The 19,041-nt window shown below is 73.2% G+C and carries 17 protein-coding genes; 12 read left to right on the plus strand and 5 right to left on the minus strand.

The features are described from left to right. Positions 1-44 precede the first annotated feature (44 nt). On the minus strand, positions 45-1,205 hold the full coding sequence (gene rhaI / locus ABEB00_RS05960) for an L-rhamnose isomerase (protein ID WP_345617847.1): 1,161 nt from the start codon (positions 1,203-1,205) through the stop codon (positions 45-47). Positions 1,206-1,493: 288 nt separating this feature from the next. Here rhaI and ABEB00_RS05965 point away from each other — a divergent pair, with 288 nt between their 5' ends. The 10 genes from ABEB00_RS05965 to ABEB00_RS06010 all read left to right on the plus strand — a co-directional run bounded on the left by ABEB00_RS05965 (position 1,494) and on the right by ABEB00_RS06010 (position 11,904). Beyond that, the gene (locus ABEB00_RS05965) at positions 1,494-3,011 is read left to right on the plus strand and encodes a sugar ABC transporter ATP-binding protein (protein ID WP_345617848.1); all 1,518 of its coding nucleotides are present in this window, start codon (positions 1,494-1,496) and stop codon (positions 3,009-3,011) included. After that, positions 3,008-4,048: an ABC transporter permease gene (locus ABEB00_RS05970; protein WP_345617849.1), complete on the plus strand. Its 1,041-nt coding sequence runs from the start codon at positions 3,008-3,010 to the stop codon at positions 4,046-4,048. Before ABEB00_RS05965 ends, ABEB00_RS05970 begins: the two co-directional genes overlap by 4 nt. Continuing rightward, positions 4,041-5,057: an ABC transporter permease gene (locus tag ABEB00_RS05975; RefSeq protein WP_345617850.1), complete on the plus strand. Its 1,017-nt coding sequence runs from the start codon at positions 4,041-4,043 to the stop codon at positions 5,055-5,057. Before ABEB00_RS05970 ends, ABEB00_RS05975 begins: the two co-directional genes overlap by 8 nt. 42 nt (positions 5,058-5,099) lie before the next feature. Then, positions 5,100-6,182: a rhamnose ABC transporter substrate-binding protein gene (rhaS, locus tag ABEB00_RS05980; RefSeq protein WP_345617851.1), complete on the plus strand. Its 1,083-nt coding sequence runs from the start codon at positions 5,100-5,102 to the stop codon at positions 6,180-6,182. A gap of 88 nt (positions 6,183-6,270) precedes the next feature. After that, entirely contained in the window at positions 6,271-6,591 is a 321-nt protein-coding gene (locus tag ABEB00_RS05985) for an L-rhamnose mutarotase (protein WP_345617852.1), read from the plus strand. A 102-nt stretch (positions 6,592-6,693) separates the two neighbouring features. Then, entirely contained in the window at positions 6,694-7,722 is a 1,029-nt protein-coding gene (locus tag ABEB00_RS05990; protein ID WP_345617853.1) for a LacI family DNA-binding transcriptional regulator, read from the plus strand. Positions 7,723-7,836: 114 nt separating this feature from the next. Then, entirely contained in the window at positions 7,837-9,141 is a 1,305-nt protein-coding gene (locus tag ABEB00_RS05995) for an alpha/beta fold hydrolase (RefSeq protein WP_345617854.1), read from the plus strand. A 69-nt stretch (positions 9,142-9,210) separates the two neighbouring features. Next, the gene (locus ABEB00_RS06000) at positions 9,211-9,954 is read left to right on the plus strand and encodes a PIG-L deacetylase family protein (protein ID WP_345617855.1); all 744 of its coding nucleotides are present in this window, start codon (positions 9,211-9,213) and stop codon (positions 9,952-9,954) included. Positions 9,955-9,958: 4 nt separating this feature from the next. Then, positions 9,959-10,876 carry a sigma-70 family RNA polymerase sigma factor gene (locus tag ABEB00_RS06005; protein ID WP_345617856.1) on the plus strand — a complete coding sequence of 306 codons (918 nt, stop codon included), beginning with the start codon at positions 9,959-9,961 and terminating at the stop codon, positions 10,874-10,876. 158 nt (positions 10,877-11,034) lie between these two features. After that, positions 11,035-11,904, plus strand: a complete 870-nt coding sequence (locus tag ABEB00_RS06010; RefSeq protein ID WP_345618050.1) for a pentapeptide repeat-containing protein — start codon at positions 11,035-11,037, stop codon at positions 11,902-11,904. Here ABEB00_RS06010 and ABEB00_RS06015 read toward each other — a convergent pair. Continuing rightward, on the minus strand, positions 11,872-13,416 hold the full coding sequence (locus ABEB00_RS06015; RefSeq protein ID WP_345617857.1) for a cytochrome P450: 1,545 nt from the start codon (positions 13,414-13,416) through the stop codon (positions 11,872-11,874). The genes ABEB00_RS06010 and ABEB00_RS06015 overlap by 33 nt on opposite strands. A gap of 211 nt (positions 13,417-13,627) precedes the next feature. Here ABEB00_RS06015 and ABEB00_RS06020 point away from each other — a divergent pair, with 211 nt between their 5' ends. Both ABEB00_RS06020 and ABEB00_RS06025 read left to right on the plus strand, forming a co-directional pair. Then, a complete protein-coding gene (locus ABEB00_RS06020; protein WP_345617858.1) occupies positions 13,628-14,236 on the plus strand; it encodes a TetR/AcrR family transcriptional regulator in 609 nt (202 codons plus the stop codon). Positions 14,237-14,320: 84 nt separating this feature from the next. Next, positions 14,321-15,058 carry a DUF2470 domain-containing protein gene (locus tag ABEB00_RS06025; protein ID WP_425586441.1) on the plus strand — a complete coding sequence of 246 codons (738 nt, stop codon included), beginning with the start codon at positions 14,321-14,323 and terminating at the stop codon, positions 15,056-15,058. Here ABEB00_RS06025 and ABEB00_RS06030 read toward each other — a convergent pair. The 3 genes from ABEB00_RS06030 to ABEB00_RS06040 form a co-directional block, all read right to left on the minus strand. Further along, the gene (locus ABEB00_RS06030) at positions 15,026-16,264 is read right to left on the minus strand and encodes a lactonase family protein (protein ID WP_345617859.1); all 1,239 of its coding nucleotides are present in this window, start codon (positions 16,262-16,264) and stop codon (positions 15,026-15,028) included. The two genes, ABEB00_RS06025 and ABEB00_RS06030, sit on opposite strands and share 33 nt — an antisense overlap. Positions 16,265-16,463: 199 nt before the next feature. Continuing rightward, on the minus strand, positions 16,464-17,498 hold the full coding sequence (locus tag ABEB00_RS06035) for a hypothetical protein (RefSeq protein ID WP_345618052.1): 1,035 nt from the start codon (positions 17,496-17,498) through the stop codon (positions 16,464-16,466). Between the two features lie 107 nt (positions 17,499-17,605). Then, complete coding sequence (locus ABEB00_RS06040; protein WP_345617860.1) at positions 17,606-18,859, minus strand: FUSC family protein; 1,254 nt, start codon at positions 18,857-18,859, stop codon at positions 17,606-17,608. Positions 18,860-19,041: the final 182 nt, after the last annotated feature.

A 19,041-nucleotide genomic window follows, 5' to 3' on the forward strand; every position in this document is an offset into this window, starting at 1 on the left:
GCCGGCCGCGTACGGTCCGCGGCCGGTCGCTGCCCGGCGGACGCTTACGCGCCCCACCCGGCCTGCTCGCCGCCCACCCGCTCGGCGACGATCTTCTCGCCCCACCCGGACGCCTTGTACGCCTTGAGCGGCTCGGGGTCGAGCCCCATCTCCTCGCGCACCTCGCGCAGCAGCGGCCGCACGTCCGTGTTGTAGGCGTCCATCACCACCGCGTTGGCCTCCAGCACGTCCCCGTCGGCCTGCGCGGCGGCCAGCGCGTCCCGGTCCACCAGCAGCGCCTTGGCCGTGGCCTCCTGGACGTTGAGCACCGAACGGATGATCGCCGGGATCTTCGCCTCGATGTTGTGGCACTGGTCCAGCATGAACGCGGTCTCGGCGGTGAAGCCGCCGCCGCGGATCACCTCGTACATGATCCGGAAGAGCTGGAACGGGTCGGCCGCGCCGACCATCAGGTCGTCGTCCGCGTAGAAGCGGGAGTTGAAGTCGAACGCGCCGAGCTTCCCCTCGCGCAGCAGCGTCGCCACGATGAACTCGATGTTGGTGCCCGGCGCGTGGTGCCCGGTGTCGACCACGACCTGCGCCTTCTCACCCAGCTTCAGGCAGTGCGCGTAGGCCGTGCCCCAGTCCGGCACGTCGGTGTGGTAGAAGGCGGGCTCGAAGAACTTGTACTCCAGGAGCATCCGCTGGTCGTCGCCGAGCCGCCGGTAGACCTCGGCCAGCGCCTCGGCCAGCCGGTCCTGGCGCCCGCGGATGTCGTCCTGGCCGGGGTAGTTGGTGCCGTCGGCGAACCACAGCTTCAGATCCCTGGACCCGGTGGCGTCCATGACGTCGACGCACTCCAGCAGGTGGTCCACCGCCTTGCGGCGCACCGCCGGGTCCGGGGCGCAGACGCTGCCGAGCTTGTAGGCGTCGTCCTGGAAGGTGTTGGAGTTGATCGCGCCGATCTTCACGCCGCGTTCCCCGGCGTGCTTGCCCAGCGCGGCGTAGTCCTCCACCTTGTCCCACGGGATGTGCAGGGCGACGGTCGGCGCCGCGCCCGTGAACTCGTGCACCTTCGCCGCGTCGTCGATCTTCTCGAACGGGGTGCGGGGCACACCCGCCTGCGCGAACACCTTGAAACGGGTGCCCGAGTTCCCGTACGCCCACGAGGGCGTCTCGACTGCCTGGGTCTTCAGCGCGGCCTTCACCGCGGCGAGGTCGGTCACGTCGGCTCCTGTGAACGGTCGGGTCGCAACAACCTTTGTGTACGACCGTGGGTGAAACGATTCAGATGGCGAAGTTATGAGTCCTCGCGGGGGGTGTCAACCCTTCCGACCGACAAGGCGCTGCCTGTCTCTATGGCGTGACCCCTTCGTGACCTTTGATTATCGAAAGTTTTTCGACCCAAACCCATTGACGTGACATGCCGCACTTGCCTAACGTCCCGGTCACCAAGTTGAAACCTTTCACGACGCTGTGGGGGCCGTCCCGCCGGCGTCGTCGAGGAGCCCCCAATGACCCACCCGTCCACTACGGGTACGGCCCCGGTTCTCGCGCTAGAGGACGTGTCGAAGTCCTTCGGCGCGGTCCGCGCCCTGCGGGACGTCTCCCTGGAGCTTTTTCCCGGGGAGGTGCATGCCCTCGCCGGAGAGAACGGCGCGGGCAAGTCGACCCTCATCAAAACACTCGCCGGGGTGCACCGCCCCGACGCGGGCCAGGTGCTGCTCGACGGTACGCCCGTCGTCTTCCACGGCCCCGGTGACGCCCGCGACGCGGGTATCGCCGTCATCTACCAGGAGCCCACCCTCTTCCCAGACCTGTCGATCTCCGAGAACATCTTCATGGGCCGCCAGCCGCGGCGCGCCCTGGGCCGGATCGACCACAAGGCCACCCACGCCGCCACGGCGGACCTGATGCGCCGCCTCGGTGTCGACCTCGACCCCGACCAGCCGGCCCGCGGTCTGTCCATCGCCGACCAGCAGATCGTGGAGATCGCCAAGGCGCTCTCCTTCGACGCCCGGGTCCTCATCATGGACGAGCCGACCGCCGCCCTCACCGGCAGCGAGGTCGCCCGCCTCTTCGGCGTCGTGCGCACCCTGCGCGAACAGGGCGCCGCCGTGCTCTTCATCTCGCACCGGCTGGAGGAGATCTTCCAGATCTGCCGCCGGGTGACCACCCTGCGGGACGGTGCCTGGATCGCCAGCGAGCTGCTGGAGGGCATGTCCGAGGACGACCTGGTGCGCCGCATGGTCGGCCGCGACCTGGAGGAGCTGTACCCCAAGCAGGACGTCACGCCCGGCGAGATCGCCCTCAGCGTGCGCCGGCTCACCCGCGAGGGCGTCTTCACCGACGTCTCCTTCGACGTACGGTGCGGCGAGATCGTCGGCCTGGCCGGACTGGTCGGCGCCGGACGCACCGAGGTCGCCCGTGCCGTCTTCGGCATCGACCGCTGGGACGCCGGGGAGGTCGAGATCGACGGCAAGCCGCTGGTCAACGGCGCCCCCTCCACGGCCATGGCCGCGGGCCTCGCCCTCGTCCCCGAGGACCGCCGCGCCCAGGGCCTGGTGATGGACATGTCCATCGAGCGGAACATCGGCCTCACCGGCCTGCGCACCACCCGCAAGGCGGGTCTGGTGGACCGCGGCGCCGAGCGCAGCCGCTCCCTGGACTGGGCCGTCAAGCTGCAGGTCAAGTACGCCCGGATCGCGGACGCCGTCGCCACCCTGTCCGGCGGCAACCAGCAGAAGGTCGTCCTCGCCAAGTGGCTCGCCACCGGGCCCAAGGTCCTGATCGTCGACGAGCCGACCCGCGGGATCGACGTCGGCACCAAGGCCGAGGTGCACCGGCTGCTGTCGCAGTTGGCCGCCGACGGCGTGGCCGTCCTGATGATCTCCTCCGACCTGCCCGAGGTGCTCGGCATGGCCGACCGCGTGCTCGTGATGCACGAGGGCCGGCTGACCGCCGAGATCGCCCGCACCGACGCCACCGAGGAAACCGTGATGGCAGCAGCCACCGGGAGGGCCGCCGCATGACGGTGACCGCGACCGACCCCACCCCGACCACCGAGGCGCCCAAGGCGGGCTCCGCCCGGCTGGTCGACCGCATCTTCAAGATGCGGGAACTGGCCATCCTGGTCGTCTTCCTGGTGATGATCGCCGTCACCCAGGCCGGCAACAGCGAGTTCCTGTCCGAACAGGGCATCCGGGACCTGCTGCTCAACGCGACCATCCTGGTCCTGGTCGCCACCGGCCAGTCGCTGGTCGTCATCACGCGCAACGTCGACCTGTCGGTCGGCTCCACGCTCGGCATCAGCGCGTTCGCCGCCGGCACCTACCTCCAGGGCGGCGGCAACCCCGTCGTCGCCATCATCCTCGCCGTCCTGCTGGGCATCGGCTTCGGCCTGCTCAACGGCCTGCTGGTCAGCCTGGGCCAGGTGCCGGCGCTGGTCGTCACCCTCGGCACGCTCTACATCATCCGCGGCATCGACTCCATCTGGGTCGGCTCCCGGCAGATCACCGCGGCCGACCTGCCCGACGGCTTCGTCGACTTCGGCTCCGGCGGCCTCTCCGCCGTGCCGTACCTCGCGCTGATCGCCCTGGTCGTGGTGGTGGGCACGGCGTACTACCTCAAGCAGTTCGGCAGCGGACGCGAGCTGTACGCGCTCGGCTCCAACCCCGAGGCCGCCCGGCTCGCCGGCATCCCGGTGCGCAAGCGGATCCTGGCCGCCTACACCTTCTGCGGCGCCCTCGCGGGCCTGGCCGGCGCCCTCTACCTGGCCCGGTTCGGCAACGTCGACTCCTCCACCGGCAACGGCTACGAGCTGACCGTGGTCAGCGCGGTCGTGGTCGGCGGCGTGGTCTTCACCGGCGGCTCCGGCAGCGTCTACGGCGCCGCCCTCGGCGCCCTGCTGCTCACCTCCATCAACAGCGTGCTGCCCGCCCTCGGCGTCAGCTCGGTCTGGGTGATGGCCATCAACGGCATCCTGCTCATCCTCGCCATCGCGGTCGACCGGATCGTCGCGCTGCGCGTGGCCACCGCACTGAAGAAGAGGAACGCCCGCCATGGCTGACTCGACGCTCACGCGCGCCGTCCGCTGGGACACGGTGGTCGCCGCCCTCCTCATCGTCGTGGTGCTGCTGTCCTTCGGCTTCGTGGACGGTTTCGGCAACGCCCTGAACCTGTCGTTCCTGGTCGGCAACACCCTGCCGATCGCGCTGATCGCGCTGCCGATGACCCTGCTGGTCGTCTCCGGCGAGATCGACCTGTCGGTCGCCTCCACCGCCGGCCTGTCCGGCGCGGTGATGGGCGCGCTGTGGAACCAGGGCATGACGATCGAGGTGATCATCCCGATCTGCCTGCTGCTCGGCGTGGTCTGCGGTCTGGTCAACGGCCTGCTGGTGACCCGGCTCGGGCTGCCCTCGCTCGCCGTCACCATCGGCACCCTCGCCGCCTACCGGGGCATCGCGCAGATCGTGCTCGGCTCCGACGCGGTCACCGACTTCCCCACCCAGTACCTGGACTTCGCGGCCGGCCGCCTCGGTGACACCTTCATCCCGTACGCCCTGCTGCCCTTCCTGGTGCTGCTCGCCATCGCGGTGGTCGCGCTGCACGCCACCCCGTTCGGGCGGGCGCTGTTCGCCATCGGCGCCAGCGAGGAGGCCGCGCGCTTCGCCGGCATCCGGGTCAAGCGGCAGAAGCTGATCCTCTTCACGCTCACCGGCGTGCTGTCCTCCCTCACCGGCGTCTTCTGGGCCCTGCACTACGCCAGCGCCCGCTACGACAACGCCACCGGCCTGGAACTCTCCGTCGTCGCGGCCGTCCTGCTCGGCGGCATCGACTTCGACGGCGGCAAGGGCACGCTCGGCGGCGCCGTCGCCGGTGTCTTCCTGCTCGGCGCGCTGCAGAACGTGATGAGCCTCCAGGACGTCTCCGCCCAGTCGCAGACCGTCCTCACCGGCGTCCTGCTCGTCCTGTCCGTGCTCGGCCCCCGGGTCGCCCGGCAGGTCGCCGTCGCCCGGGCCGGACGGCGGGCCGCACCGCCGCCACCGGTGCCGAAGACGCCCGCACCGACCTCGTAACCGACTTTTCTCCTCGTGTCACGTCTCCCGAAGGAACCCTCCATGCGCAAGTCGTCGATCCGCCGTAGCTGTGCGGCCCTCGCCGCGGTCACCTCCCTCGCCCTGGCCGTCACGGCCTGCGGCGGCACCACCAAGGAGGACGTGAAGAACGAGGGCGGCTCGGCGGCCTCGGCCGGCAAGGCCGACCCGAACGCCGCCACCAAGAAGGGCCTGACCGTCGGGTTCCTGCCCAAGCAGGTCAACAACCCGTACTTCACCACCGCGGACAAGGGCGGCGAGGTCGCGCTGAAGGAGCTGGGCTCCAGCTACAAGGAGGTCGGCACCAGCAGCGGCACCGACACCGCGGGCCAGGTCTCCTACGTCAACACGCTCACCCAGCAGCAGGTCGACGCGATCGCCGTGTCCGCGCAGGACCCGGGCGCGCTGTGCACCGCGCTCAAGCAGGCGATGACCAACGACATCAAGGTCGTCACCTACGACTCCGACGCCAACCCGGAGTGCCGCAACGCCTTCATCTCCCAGGCGTCCGCCGACGACCTGGGCCGCACCGAGGTCCAGCTCCTCGCCGAGCAGATCGACTACAAGGGCGAGATCGCGATCCTGTCCGCCGCGCAGACGGCGACGAACCAGAACGCCTGGATCGAGATCATGAAGGACGAGCTGGAGGACCCCAAGTACAAGGACATCAAGCTCGTCAAGGTCGCCTACGGTGACGACGACGCGCAGAAGTCCTTCCAGCAGACCCAGGGCCTGCTCCAGGAGCACCCGAAGCTGAAGGGGATCATCTCCCCGACCACGGTCGGCATCAAGGCCGCGGCCCAGTACCTGTCCGGCTCGAAGTACAAGGGCAAGGTCAAGCTGTCCGGCCTGGGCACCCCGAACGACATGCGCAAGTACGTCAAGAACGGCACCGTCGAGGCGTTCGAGCTGTGGGACCCGGCGAAGCTCGGCGAGCTGGCCGCCCGCACCTCCGTCGCGCTGGCCTCCGGCCAGATCACCGGCAAGGAGGGCGAGACCTTCAAGGCCGGCGACATGGGCGAGTACACCATCGGCAAGGACGGTGTGATCAACCTCGGCAAGCCGACCGTCTTCGACAAGAAGAACATCGACCAGTTCGACTTCTGACCGTAGCGGCCGCCGGCCTGTCTACCCGTTTCACCCCACTGACCGTTCCTGGCCGGTGATCAGCTCTACCCCGGAGGAGCGGTACTCCATGCAGCGCGTCTGTTTCCTGCTCAAGGTCCGTCAGGACAAGCTCGCCGAGTACCGCGAACGCCATGCCGCCGTGTGGCCCGAGATGTGCGAAGCGCTCTCGGCCACCGGCTGGCACAACTATTCGCTCTTCCTCAGGGACGACGGTCTGCTCGTCGGATACCTGGAGACCGAGGACTTCGCCGCCGCCCGGGCCGGCATGGAGGCCACCGAGGTCAACGCCCGCTGGCAGGCCGAGATGTCCCCGCTCTTCGAGTCCCTCGACGGCACCCGCCCCGACGAGGCGATGAAGCCGCTCACCGAGGTCTTCCACCTCGCCTGAGGGGTTCGCCGGTGCGGCGAGGCTACTGTGGGGAGGTCTTGCGGCCGCCCGCGTCAGCGCTTCGCCGCCTCTCCCCAGCCCGACCCTGGAGGTCCCCGCCCGATGGCTCAGTCCGTGGGTATCAAGGACGTCGCCCGCGCCGCCGGAGTCTCCGTGGGCACCGTCTCCAACGTCATCAACCGGCCGGACACCGTCGCCACCGAGACCCGCGCCCGCGTGCTCTCCGCCATCGACCGGCTCGGCTACGTCCGCAGCGAGTCCGCCCGCCAGTTGCGCGCCGGCCGCAGCCGGATCATGGGGCTGCTCGTCCTCGACATGGGCAACCCCTTCTTCGTCGACGTGGCCCGCGGCGCCGAACGGGCCGCCCGCGACGCCGGCCTCGGCGTGATGGTCTGCAACAGCGCCCAGAACCCCGGTGAGGAGGCCGAGTACCTCTCGCTCTTCGCCGAGCAGCGGGTGCGCGGCGTGCTGCTCACCCCGGCCGACGCCACCGGCCAGAACATCGAGACCTTCCGGCGGCACGGCATCCCCTTCGTCCTCGTCGACCGGGTCGCCGAGGGCATCACCGAGTGCTCCGTCTCCGTCGACGACGTCGCGGGCGGCGCCCTGGCCGTACGCCATCTCGCCGACGCCGGACACCGCTCCATCGCCTACGTCAGCGGACCGCCCGGCCTGCACCAGGTGCGCGACCGCCGCATCGGCGCGCTCCAGGCCCTCGCCGAGGCCGGCCTCGGCCCCGACGCGCTGCGCGAGCTGCCCACCGAACGGCTCGACGTCGCCGCGGGCCGCGACGCCGGGGCCCGGCTGCTCGGCCTCGCCGACCGCCCCACCGCCGTGTTCTGCGCCAACGACCTGCTCGCCCTCGGCGTGCTGCAGGCCATGTACGCGGCCGGCGTCGGCGTCCCCGACGACCTCGCCATCGTCGGCTACGACGACATCGAGTTCGCCGCCGCCGCGGCCGTACCCCTCACCTCGGTACGGCAGCCCGCCGTCACCATGGGCGCCCTCGCCGCCGAACTGCTGCTGGAGGAGACCGAGGCCCAGGGCGCGACGTCCCCGCCCCACCAGCACCGGCGGGTCGTGCTCCAGCCGGAACTGGTCGTGCGGCGCTCCAGCCTCGCCGCCCGCTGAGCCGCGGCCCGGGAAGCGCGCCAAGCGGAATCTCGCGGTCCCGGGGTCCGGCACCGGAGGTCCGTGTGCTCAACTGGGACACGGCCGAAAGATCCGTCCGTCCCAGGAGCCCCGTTGAGCGTCAGTTACCGTCAGCCCGGCGTCGTCCTCACCGACCGCCGCTTCACCGTGCCCCTCGACCACCGCGCGCCCGACGGGGAGACGATCGAGCTGTACGCGCGTGAGGTCGTCGCGAGCGACAGGGCGGACCGGGACCTGCCGTGGCTGCTCTACCTCCAGGGCGGCCCCGGCTTCGGGGCGAACCGTTTCATCGGCCGGCGGCCCGCCTGGCTCGGCCGCGCCCTGGACGAGTACCGCGTGCTCCTGCTCGACCAGCGCGGCACCGGTGCCTCGACCCCCGCCAACCGGCAGACGCTCCCGCTGCGCGGCGGTCCCGCCGCGCAGGCCGACTACCTGGCGCACTTCCGGGCCGACGCCATCGTCCGCGACTGCGAGGCGATCCGTCCGCAGGTCACCGGCGGCGCCCCCTGGACCGTCCTCGGCCAGAGCTTCGGCGGGTTCTGCGCGGTCAGCTACCTGTCGCAGGCCCCCGAAGGGCTCAGCACCGTACTGATCACCGGCGGCCTGCCCGCCCTGGACGCCCACGCCGACGACGTCTACCGGGCCGCCTACCCGCGCGTCGAGCGCAAGGTCGCCGCGCACTACGCCCGCTACCCGCAGGACGTCGAGCGCGCCCGCCGCATCGCCGACCACCTGCTCGGCCACGACGTGGTCCTGCCCAACGGCTACCGGTTCACCGTCGAGGCGTTCCAGTCCCTCGGCATCCTGCTCGGCGGCGGTGAGGGCAGCCACCGCCTGCACCACCTCCTGGAGGACGCCTTCGTGCGCACCCCGGCCGGCCCGGAGCTGTCCGACGACTTCCAGGAGCAGGTCCAGGGCCTCCTGTCGTACGCGGGCCACCCGCTGTACGCCCTGGTCCACGAGGCGATCTACGGCCGGGGCACCCAGCCCACGAACTGGTCGGCCGAACGGGTCCGCGCCGAGTTCCCGCAGTTCGACGCCGCCAAGGCGCTCGCGGGCGACGAACCCCTGCTCTTCACCGGCGAGTCCGTGCACCCCTGGATGTTCGACTGCGACCCGGCGCTGCGCCCCCTGCGGGAGACCGCCGGACTGCTCGCCGCCCGCACCGACTGGGCCCCGCTCTACGACCCCGCCCGCCTCGCGGCCAACGAGGTGCCGGTCGCCGCCGCCGTCTACCACGACGACATGTACGTCGACACCGCCCACGCGCTGACCACCGCGCGGGCCGTCCGGGGCTTGCGCACCTGGGTCACCGACGAGTTCGAGCACGACGGCGTCCGCGTCGGCGGCCCCCGCGTCCTGGACCGGCTGCTCGCCCTCGCCCGCGACGAGGCGTGAACCGCGCGCGGGCCTGAACCGCCCGGTGCCCCAAGGCGTGATGCCGGTGGCCCGGGTTAGGGTGCGGGCATGACCGAGCCGACGCCCTCGCCACTGCAGCCCATGCCGGAGGACTGGCGGCGGGCGCTCGCCGTCGTGGCCCACCCGGACGACCTGGAGTACGGCTGCTCGGCGGCGATCGCCGCCTGGACGGACGCCGGCCGCGAGATCGCCTATGTGCTCGCCACCCGGGGCGAGGCGGGCATCGACACCCTCCCGCCCGCCGAGTGCGCTCCGCTGCGCGAGCGGGAGCAGCGGGCGAGCGCCGCCGTGGTCGGCGTGCGGGAGGTCGAGTTCCTCGACCACCGCGACGGCGTCGTCGAGTACGGCCCCGCGCTGCGCCGGGACATCGCCGCCGCGATCCGCCGCCACCGGCCCGAGCTGGTCATCACCCTCAACCACCGGGACACCTGGGGCGCGGTGGCCTGGAACACCCCCGACCACCTCGCCGTCGGCCGCGCCACGCTGGACGCGGCGGCCGACGCCGGCAACCGCTGGATCTTCCCGGAGCTGACCGGCCAGGGCCTCGAACCCTGGAACGGGGTGCGCTGGGTCGCCGTCGCCGGTTCCTCCTCGCCCACGCACGCCGTGGACGCCACCGACGGACTGGAGCGCGCCGTCCGCTCGCTGCTCGAACACCGCACGTACCTGGAGGCGCTGACGGACGAGGACCCCGAGACGTACGTCCGCGGCTTCCTCCAGCAGTACACCGCGGCCGCCGGTGAACGGTTCGGCGGCCGGCCGGCCGTCGCGTTCGAAGTCTTCGGCAGGTAGCGGCATGGACGTCGCCGAACGGCTGGCCGACCGCTTCGAGGAGCAGCGCGACCGGCTGCGGGCGCTGGCCTACCGCATGCTCGGCTCACTGACCGAGGCGGAGGACGCGGTGCAGGAGGCATGGCTGCGCCTGGACCGGGCCGGCGCCGACGACATCGGCAACCTGCCCGGCTGGCTGACCACCGTGACCGGCCGGATCTGCCTCGACATGCTGCGCTCGCGCACCGCGCGCCGCGAGGAGCCGATGACCGAGGGCTTCGACACCTTCGTACCGGACCCCGTGCTGCGGGCGCTGGAGCGGAGCGATCCGGAGCGGGAGGTGCTGCGGGCCGACTCGGTGGGCACCGCCCTGCTGGTGGTCCTGGAGACCCTGGAGCCCGCCGAGCGGCTGGCGTTCGTGCTGCACGACATGTTCGCCGTGCCGTTCGACGACATCGCGCGGATAGTGGAGCGCTCCCCGGCCGCCACCCGGCAACTGGCCAGCCGGGCCCGGCGGCGGGTGCGCGGGGCGACCCCGGCGGCCGACCCCGATCTCGGCCGGCAGCGCGAGGTCTTCGACGCCTTCCGGGCCGCCAGCGTCGCCGGGGACTTCGACGCCCTGCTGGCGGTGCTCCACCCGGACGTGGTGCTGCGGGCCGACGCGGGCACGGCCGGCGGCGTGACCGCCTCCAAGCTGGTGCGCGGCGCCCGGCAGGTGGCCGAACAGGCGATGCTCTTCCGCCGGTTCACCGGCCGGACCCGGCTGGTGCTGGTCAACGGCGGAATCGGGGCGCTCGCCGTGCCCGAGGGGAAGCCGCCGGTGTCGGTCATGAGCGTCACCGTCGCCGAGGGGCGGATCACCGGGATGTACATCCTGGCCGACCGCGAGCGGCTGGCCGGCCTGGACCTGTCCGGCCTGGACCTGTCCGGTCCGGGCGGCTGAGCGGGGTTTGACGGCGGTTCCGTATCGTGGGCGCCATGCGCAAGAACACGCAGGACCGCACGGACCGCACGGACCGCACGGACCGCACGGACCGCACGGACCGCACGGACCGCACGGACCGCACGGACCGCACGGACCGCACGGACCGCACGGATCTCATGGATCTCACGGACGGGACCGGCCGCACCGTTCTGGCGGACCTGCGCGGCGACTGCGCACAGTGCTTCGGCCTGTGCTGCGTCGCCCTGCCGTTCGCCCGCTCGGCGGACTTCGCCCTCGACAAGGACGCGGGCACCCCGTGCCCGAACCTCGGGGACGACCATCGGTGCGGCATCCACGCCCGGCTGCGCGAGCGCGGCTTCAACGGCTGCACCGTCTACGACTGCTTCGGCGCCGGGCAGCGCGTCTCGCAGGTCACCTTCGGTGGCCGGGACCGGCGCACCGGCCCGGCCGGGGACGCCCGGCGCATGGTCGACGTCTTCCCGGTGGTGCGCCAGTTGCACGAGCTGCTGTGGTACCTGACCGAGGCGCTGGGCCTGGCCGCCGCGCGCCCGCTCCACGCCGATCTGCGCCGCCTGCGCGAGCGGACCGAGCGGCTGGCCGGCGGCACCCCCGACGAGCTGCTCGCGCTGGACGTGGCCGCCCACCGGCAGGAGGTCAACACCCTGCTGCTGCGCACCAGCGAACTGGCCCGGGCCGGGACCGGCGGCGACGGGCGACGCGAGCGGGGCGGCAGGCGGGGCGGCGGGAGGAACCGCCGGCACGCCGACCTGATGGGCGCCCGGCTGCGGGGCGCCGATCTGCGCGGCGCCGACCTGCGCGGGGCGTACCTCATCGCCGCCGACCTGACCGGTGCCGATCTGCGTGGCGCGGACCTGATCGGCGCGGATCTGCGCGACACCGACCTGACCGACGCGGACCTCACGGGAGCCTTCTTCCTGACCCAGCCGCAGGTCGTCGCGGCCCGGGGGAGCGCCGGTACCCGGTTGCCGGGGTCAGTCACCCGCCCCGCGCACTGGACAGCGTGACTCCGCCGCCCGGACGCCGGTGACCTGCGCGGCGACGGCGGGTGCGGGGGGCGTGACGGGTGCGGCGGGCGTCGTGGCCGGGCGCCGCTCCGGGCGCAGCCGCAGTCCCTCCGGCATCAGGGTCAGCCGTTCCGTCACCCGCAGCCGGTAGGCGGGGTCCGCCTTCAGGTCGTAGCGGCGCAGCAGCAGTCCGAGGACGAGCGTCGCCTCGTGCAGCGCGAACTGGCGTCCGATGCAGGCCCGCGCGCCGGTGCCGAACGGCTTGAAGGTGTGCGCCGGCCGGGACCGTACCGCCGCCGCGTCGAAGCGGTCCGGGTCGAACCGTTCGGCGTCCGGACCCCACACCCGCGGGTCGCGGTGCAGCATGGGCGTGAGCACCAGCGCCCAGGCGCCGCGCCGCATCGGGTGGGTGCCGCCGAGCACCGTGTCCGCGCGGGCCTCCCGGGCGAAGGCGGGCGCGGTCGGCCACAGCCGCAGCGACTCGTCCAGGACCCGGCGCACGTACCGCAGCCTGGCCACCTGCTCGTAGCCGGGCCGGTCCGCGCCGCCCCAGACCCGCTCCACCTCGGCGCGGGCGCGGGCCGCGATCTCGGGGTGCCGGGCGAGGTAGTGCAGGGCGAAGGAGAGCGCGCCCGAGGTGGTCTCGTGGCCGGCGACCAGGAAGGTGATGACCTGGCGGCGGACGTTCTCGGCGGAGAGCCGCTCCCCGGTGCCGGGCCGGACGGTCTCCAGCATCCGGTCCAGCAGGTCCCCGTCGCCGCCCCCCGCGGTGCGGCGGGCGCCGACCAGGTCGTCCACCGTGCGGTTGAGGTAGGCGATGTCGGCGGTGTTGCGGCGGGTCGCGCGGCGCAGCAGCCATGGGGCGAGCGGTCCGGGCACGGTGTTCAGCCGCTGGGCGTAGCCGAGCGTGCCGACCATCGCGGTCACGAAGGGGTGCGGCCGGGAGCGTTCGAAGGAGCCGAAGTCGTGCCCGAACCCGGTGCGCGCGATCGTCTCCAGCGTCAGCTTCGTCATGTCGCCGGGCACGTCCACCGCCCGCCCGGCCGCCCCCTCGCGGTCCCAGTGGGCGACGAGCCGGTCCGCCACGTCCAGCATCTTCACGTGGTACCCCGCCATGGCCTCGCGGCTGAAGCCCGGGGCGAGCACCTCGTGCGCGAGCTGCCAGTTGGGCTCGTGGTTGTACGCCGTGAAGAGGCCGTCGCCCGCGACCGGCCGCAGGTTGGCGACGCCCAGCCCGACATGCTTGGCGAACCGGGACTCGTCGGCCAGGTCGGCGGCGAGCGCGGCGCCCCCCACGAAGACGAACTCCTTGCCGAAGGCCCGCCTGCGGAAGACCGGCCCGAGTTGCCGCGCGTGGCGCAGGGAGTCCTGGAGCGGGGTGTGCCGGCTCGCGCCGAGGACATCCCCGAGCAGCGGCAGCCGGTGCGGGGGGTGGGGTATTCGGTGCAGTTCGGGCCAGCCCTGTTCGGCGCTGCGGAATCCTTTCGGCAGGCCGTTCCTCGTCTCCGCCATGAGCGATCTCCGTAGTAGGTGGCGTGTGGCGTGTGGCGTGTGGCGTGTGGCGTGTGGTGCGCGACGTGTGGTGCGCGGGCGTGCGATGCGCGTTAGGGGCGTACGCGCGGTGCCGTGCGCTGCCCGTCCCGCGCGGCCTGTTGTACGTCGATTCAATAGCGCGTCTCAGTCTCGTCCCGCCGCTGAACCGGCGTCAAGTAAGGTGCGGGACATGGCTGCCGACCAGGGCGAGCGCACGCGCCGCCGGCTCAGCACCGCCCAGCGCCGGGAGCAACTGCTCTCGGTGGGCGCGCGGTTGTTCTCCGAGAGCCCCTACGACGAGGTCTGGATCGAGCAGGTCGCCGAGATAGCCGGTGTCTCCCGGGGGCTGCTGTACCACTACTTCCCGACCAAGCGGGACTTCTTCGCGGCGGTCGTGGAGCGCGAGAGCGAGCGGATGCTGCGGATGACGGCGGCGGTGCCCGGCGTCCCGGTGCGCGAGCAGCTCACCGCCGGCCTCGACGCCTACCTGCGGCACGTCGAGGCGCACGCGCACGGCTACCGCGCCTTCCACCGGGCCGGCGCGACCGGTGACAAGGAAGTGCGCCGCACCTACCGGCAGGCGCTCGCCGTCCAGCAGCGGCAGATCCTCGCCGCCCTGGCCGCCGACCCCGAGTTCGGCCCGGACTTCGGTGAGCGGCCCGACGTGCGGCTGGCCGTGCGCGGCTGGCTGGCCTTCACCACCGCGGTCTGCCTGGAGTGGCTGCGCGAGGCGGAGATGACCCGCGAGCAGGTGCGCGACCTGTGCGCCCGCGCGCTCCTCGGCGCCATCGCGCGCTGAGAAGTCCCGGGCGGATCAGGCGTCGTGGTTGGCGCACACCCGGACCTCCGGTAGGTTAGGCAAGGCTTACCTAAGGAGGTTCGGATGGGTGACAGCATCGGTGACGGCCGGAGCCGGCCGGCCGCGCCCGCGGCGGCGGAACGCGCCCGGTCGGTGCTCGCGGCCGCGTGGTCGTGCGCGGTGACCGCGGAGGGCGGACGCGAGGAACTGGTCGGCGCGCACGCCGTGACCGACGACGGCCGGGTGTTCCTGCATGTGCCGGAGGACAGCGCGCTGCTCGCGGCGGCGATCTGCGCACCCCGGGGGGAGCCGTCCGCGGTCCTGGAGTTCGCCGACGTCGCCCCCGTCCCGGTCCGCGGCAGAATCCGCTCCCGGCTCTGGATGGCGGGCTGGATCGCCGTCGAGGAGGGCCACCTCGCCTTCCACACCACCCGCGTGGTGCTGCGGGATCCGGCCGGCGCCGCGGTGATCGACCGCGACGAGTTCGCCGCCGCCGCGCCCGACCCGCTGGCCACCGCCGAGGCGCGGCTGCTGACCCACCTCGCCGACTGCCACGGCGACGCGGTGGAGCGGCTCACCCGGCTGGTCGACACCGACAGCCTGCACGGGGTGGTCCGGGTCCGGCCGCTCGCCGTCGACCGGCACGGGCTGACCCTGCGCATCGAGCGGGCCCGCACCCACGGCGACGTACGCCTGCCCTTCCACCGGCCCGCCGACGACGTCGCGCAGCTCACCGAGCGCATGCATGTGCTGCTCACCCGGGCGAGCGCCGCGGCCCGCCCCCGTGCGCTACAGCGGCAGCGCACAGACGGCGACCGGTGAGGGGAACGGCTTGCCGGCGAGCACCAGCTCACCGCCGGCCCCGGCCACGCGGAACACGCTGACCGTGCCGGATCTCTGGTGGGCGGCGAAGAGCAGCCCGCCGTCCGGTGAGAAGGCGATCTGGCGGGGGAAGTCCCCGCCCGCCGGCACCGTGCCCAGCAGCCGCAGGCGTGCGCCGTCGCGTTCGACCGCGTACCGCGTGATGCTGTTGTGGCCGCGGTTGGCGAGGAACGCGTACCGGCCGTCGGCCGTCACCAGGAACTGGGCCGGATAGCTGGTGCCCGCGCCGGTACCGGTGGGCTGCGCCGCGCCGACGGTCAGGCGGCCGGTGTCCGGGTCGTAGCCGCAGACCGCCACCGTGTTGTCTGCCTCGTTGGCCAGGTAGGCGTGGCGCCCGCCCGGATGGAAGGTGAGGTGCCGCGGGCCGGCGCCCGGCCGGGTGTGCGCCCGCGCGACCTCGGTGAGCGTGCCCGCCCGTTCGTCCAGGCGGTACGTGTGGACGGTGTCCGTGCCCAGGTCGACGGCGAGGACGTGGCCGCCGTCGGGCGAGGTGAGGACCTGGTGGGCGTGCGGCTCCCGCCGGCCGGGTCCGGGCGGGGGAGCGGTGTGCGGGACCAGGTCGGTGCGGGCGCCGAGGGCCCCCGACTCCTCGATGGGGTGCACGGCCACGCCGCCCGAGCCGTAACAGGCGCTCAGCAGCCACCGTCCGCCCGGATGCACGGACAGATGGCAGGGGCTCGCGCCGCCGGTGGGCCGGCTGCCCAGCACCTCGCGGTCGGCGAGCCGGACGGCGGTCACCGCACCGTCCTCGCGCTCGTCCACCGCGTACAGCGTGCGGCCGTCCGGATGGACGGCGAGGTACGACGGGTCACCGACGCCGGTGATCGTGCCCCGGCCCGACACCCGGCCCGTCCGGGGCTCGTACTCGGCCACCGTGACGCCGTCGCCCCCGCCGTCGACCGAGGTGTACGTGCCGATGTACAGCGGGCGGGGTCCGGAGGGAGCGCGCCCGCCGCCCGGGGTGCCGGTGGCCGTGCCGGTGTCCGCACCCCGGTCCGGGGCGCCGCTGTCCGTCGTGGCACCGGCGGAGGAGGCCGGTGCCGGGCGCTCGGCGCCGCACCCGGAGGCTCCCGGGAGCGTCGCGGCGGCGGCCGTCCCCGCGAGGATGCCGGCGAACCGCCGCCGGCTCCAGCCGTCCCCGCTCATCCGCGCCCCTCCGACTCGTCCGCCGTCCCGGGCGACGGCCCTTCCGGCGCCCCCACCCTGACATGGATCACCGCCCCGGCGCACATACCACCGGGCGGGCACACGGGGCGGTCCCGGGGAGGTGCGGGGAGCACCGGGCGGGAGGGCGCGGCGAGGTGCGGGGAGTACCGGGCGGGAGGGAGCGGGGAGGACGGCCGGTTCACCAGTCGCCGTCCGGCACCGGCTGCCCGGGCGTGTCCCCTAGCGGCCGCACCTGCGGCGGCGCGGGCTGCTGCCAGGACTCGTGGTCGTCGCCGAGCCAGTCGCCGACCGGCTTGACGCCCTCCAGCTCCGGCGCCGGGGCGAGGTCGTCGCCGTCCTGGTCGTAGTAGTCGTACCAGGGCAGACCGGCCCGGGTGTACGCCGCCCGGTCCACCGGGGACGGCGGCGGTTCCTCCCCGGTGATGCGCCGCCACTGCGGCGGCGTCACCAGGTGCACGAAGACCCGGCCCGCCGGCCGCCCGGCCCAGTCCGCCGCCGGCCGCTCGTCGCGGTAGACCTCCTGCCGCATCGAACCGCCGACCCCGAGCCCCATGGCCGCCGCGGCCCGGGGAGCACCCGCCGGGGCCGCCGGTGCCGGGAGGGCGCCCGGGGCGGGCATCGCCGGCGTCACCCCGCCGCCGGGCGCCCGGCGGGCCCGCTCCGCCAGTCGCCGCCGCGCCGCACGCCACTCGCCGAGCGCCGCCTCGGTCAGCGGGAAGGACTGGAGCTGCACGCCCCCGAACACCTCCTCGCCGGTCACCTGCCCCTCCACGGTCGCGCCCAGGCCCAGGGGGACCGCCACGAACTGGCGGACCGTGCCGGTCCCGGAGTTGATGCCGTCCAGCCAGGGCTGGCGGGGGAGCACCACGTAATTCTGCGGATCGCGGGAGAGCCGGTCGCTCCACGGCCGCCCGGAGACGGCGCACACCTTGCCCGCCCCGACCTGCAATGCCGCCGGCTCCGCGCTGCCGCCGAAACTCAGCCACATCGCCTCGCGCAGGTACACCGGCAGCAGCACGCCGCCGCGGGCCCGCCAGGAGTCGGGCACGGTGTCCGGGAAGTCCGCGACCCGGCGCACCGGGAACTCGCCGAGCCCCGGCGGCAGCGGATGCGTGCCCTGCTCGGGCAGCCGCAGGGTGCGGATGAACCGCACCGCCACGCCACCCGGCAGCCGCAGGGTGTTCCCGTCGATCCGTACGCCCGTCCCGCTCATCGCCGGTCCCCCATGTCCGTAGTCCGCCATGCGCTCATGTCCGTCGTCCGCCACGCGCTCATGTCCGGCTTCCACCACGCGTTCCTTCCGGAGGAACGCCTGTCCCGTCAGGAAGAACGTTCACCGGTGGTCCCCCGGTTCCGCAGCCTCCGCCGGCGCCGCCGCACCCCGTCCCGCAGCCGGGTCAGCCGGGGCAGGCGTTCGCGCTGCTCGCGGGTGTGGCGGTCCAGTTCCTCCAGCAGCCGGCGCGAACGGTGCTCGGTGTCCATCTCGTCGATGATGCGGTTGACCTCGGTCAGCACCGCGCCGTGGAGCTGCCACTGCCGGGGGTCGCGCCGCACCTCCTCCAGGAGCAGCAGGGCGAGCTTGTCCCGGGTGACCGCGGCCTGCCGCAGCTCGGTGGAGAGACGTTCCTCCGCCGACTCGGCGTTCTCGCTCGCGCTCGTCGTCACCAGTACCGCGAAGCTGACCACGGCGTCCGCCATCTCGGAGAGCAGCCGCTCCACGGCGGCGCCCGTCTCCGCCGGGAAGAGCGGCTCCGGCTCGCGCTCCTTGGCCAGGTCTGTCAGGGTGCGCGCGAGCACCCGCAGGACGACGGTGCAGATCTCCAGGGTGTCCAGACCGGTGCGGAGCACCACCCGGTGCAGCAGGCCCTCACGCACCCGGGGGTTGAACCGCAGGCTGTCCTCGGCCTGCCGCAGGTCCTCGTCCACCTCGGCGATCTCGTGGTCCAGCCGCCGCGCCTCGTGCAGCCGTGCCGCCGCCTCGTGGAACGGGGTGCTGTCGGCGGCCTCCTCGCCCACCCGCAGCATGAGCTGCCGCAACCGCCGGGCCAGGTTCTCGATGGAGGCGCCGGCCTGTTCCACCCACACCGGGGGAGCCAGGAAGAGGTTGAACGCCAGTCCGACGATCGCGCCGATCAGCGTCTCCACCACCCGGGCCCACGCCGTGCTCCCGTGCGTGGTGACGCCCAGCACCAGCATCGCGCTGATCGCCACCTCGACCACGAACTCGTGGACCCGCACCACATGACCCACCGCCAGCGCCACCAGGATCACCAGTGCGAGGCTCCACCAGGTCAGACCGACCAACTGGCTGAAGCCGATGGCGACCAGGACACCGGCCACCACGGCGTTCACCCTGCGGACGCTCATCTTGAGCGTGGCGAACAGGGTGACCTGGACGACCAGCAGGGCGGTCAGGGGCGCGGTGAGCGGCGCCGCCTCGGGACTCAGGCGCACGGCGATGACATAGGCGATGGTCGCCGCGGCCGTCGACCGCAGCGCCTGGGCGAGCACCGGGTCCCGGTGCCGCCGCACCCATCGCACGGCCCACGCCGTGCTCTCACGTACATCCAGCATCCTCGGGCTGTTCCCTTCCCCAGGCGCATCGAACGTATCCGGACAGGACGGTAACCGGAGCGAGCGGGGAAGATCGTTGCCACGCGCCGGGCAGGGCCGGACGGGTGCGGGCATGCGCGCGACCAGGAGTGACGAACACCACAGCGCATAACCCGGGGGTTCTCCCCGTCCGGGGACGCCGG

The sequence above is a fragment of the Streptomyces ziwulingensis genome, from assembly GCF_039542605.1.
Lineage (GTDB): Bacteria > Actinomycetota > Actinomycetes > Streptomycetales > Streptomycetaceae > Streptomyces > Streptomyces ziwulingensis.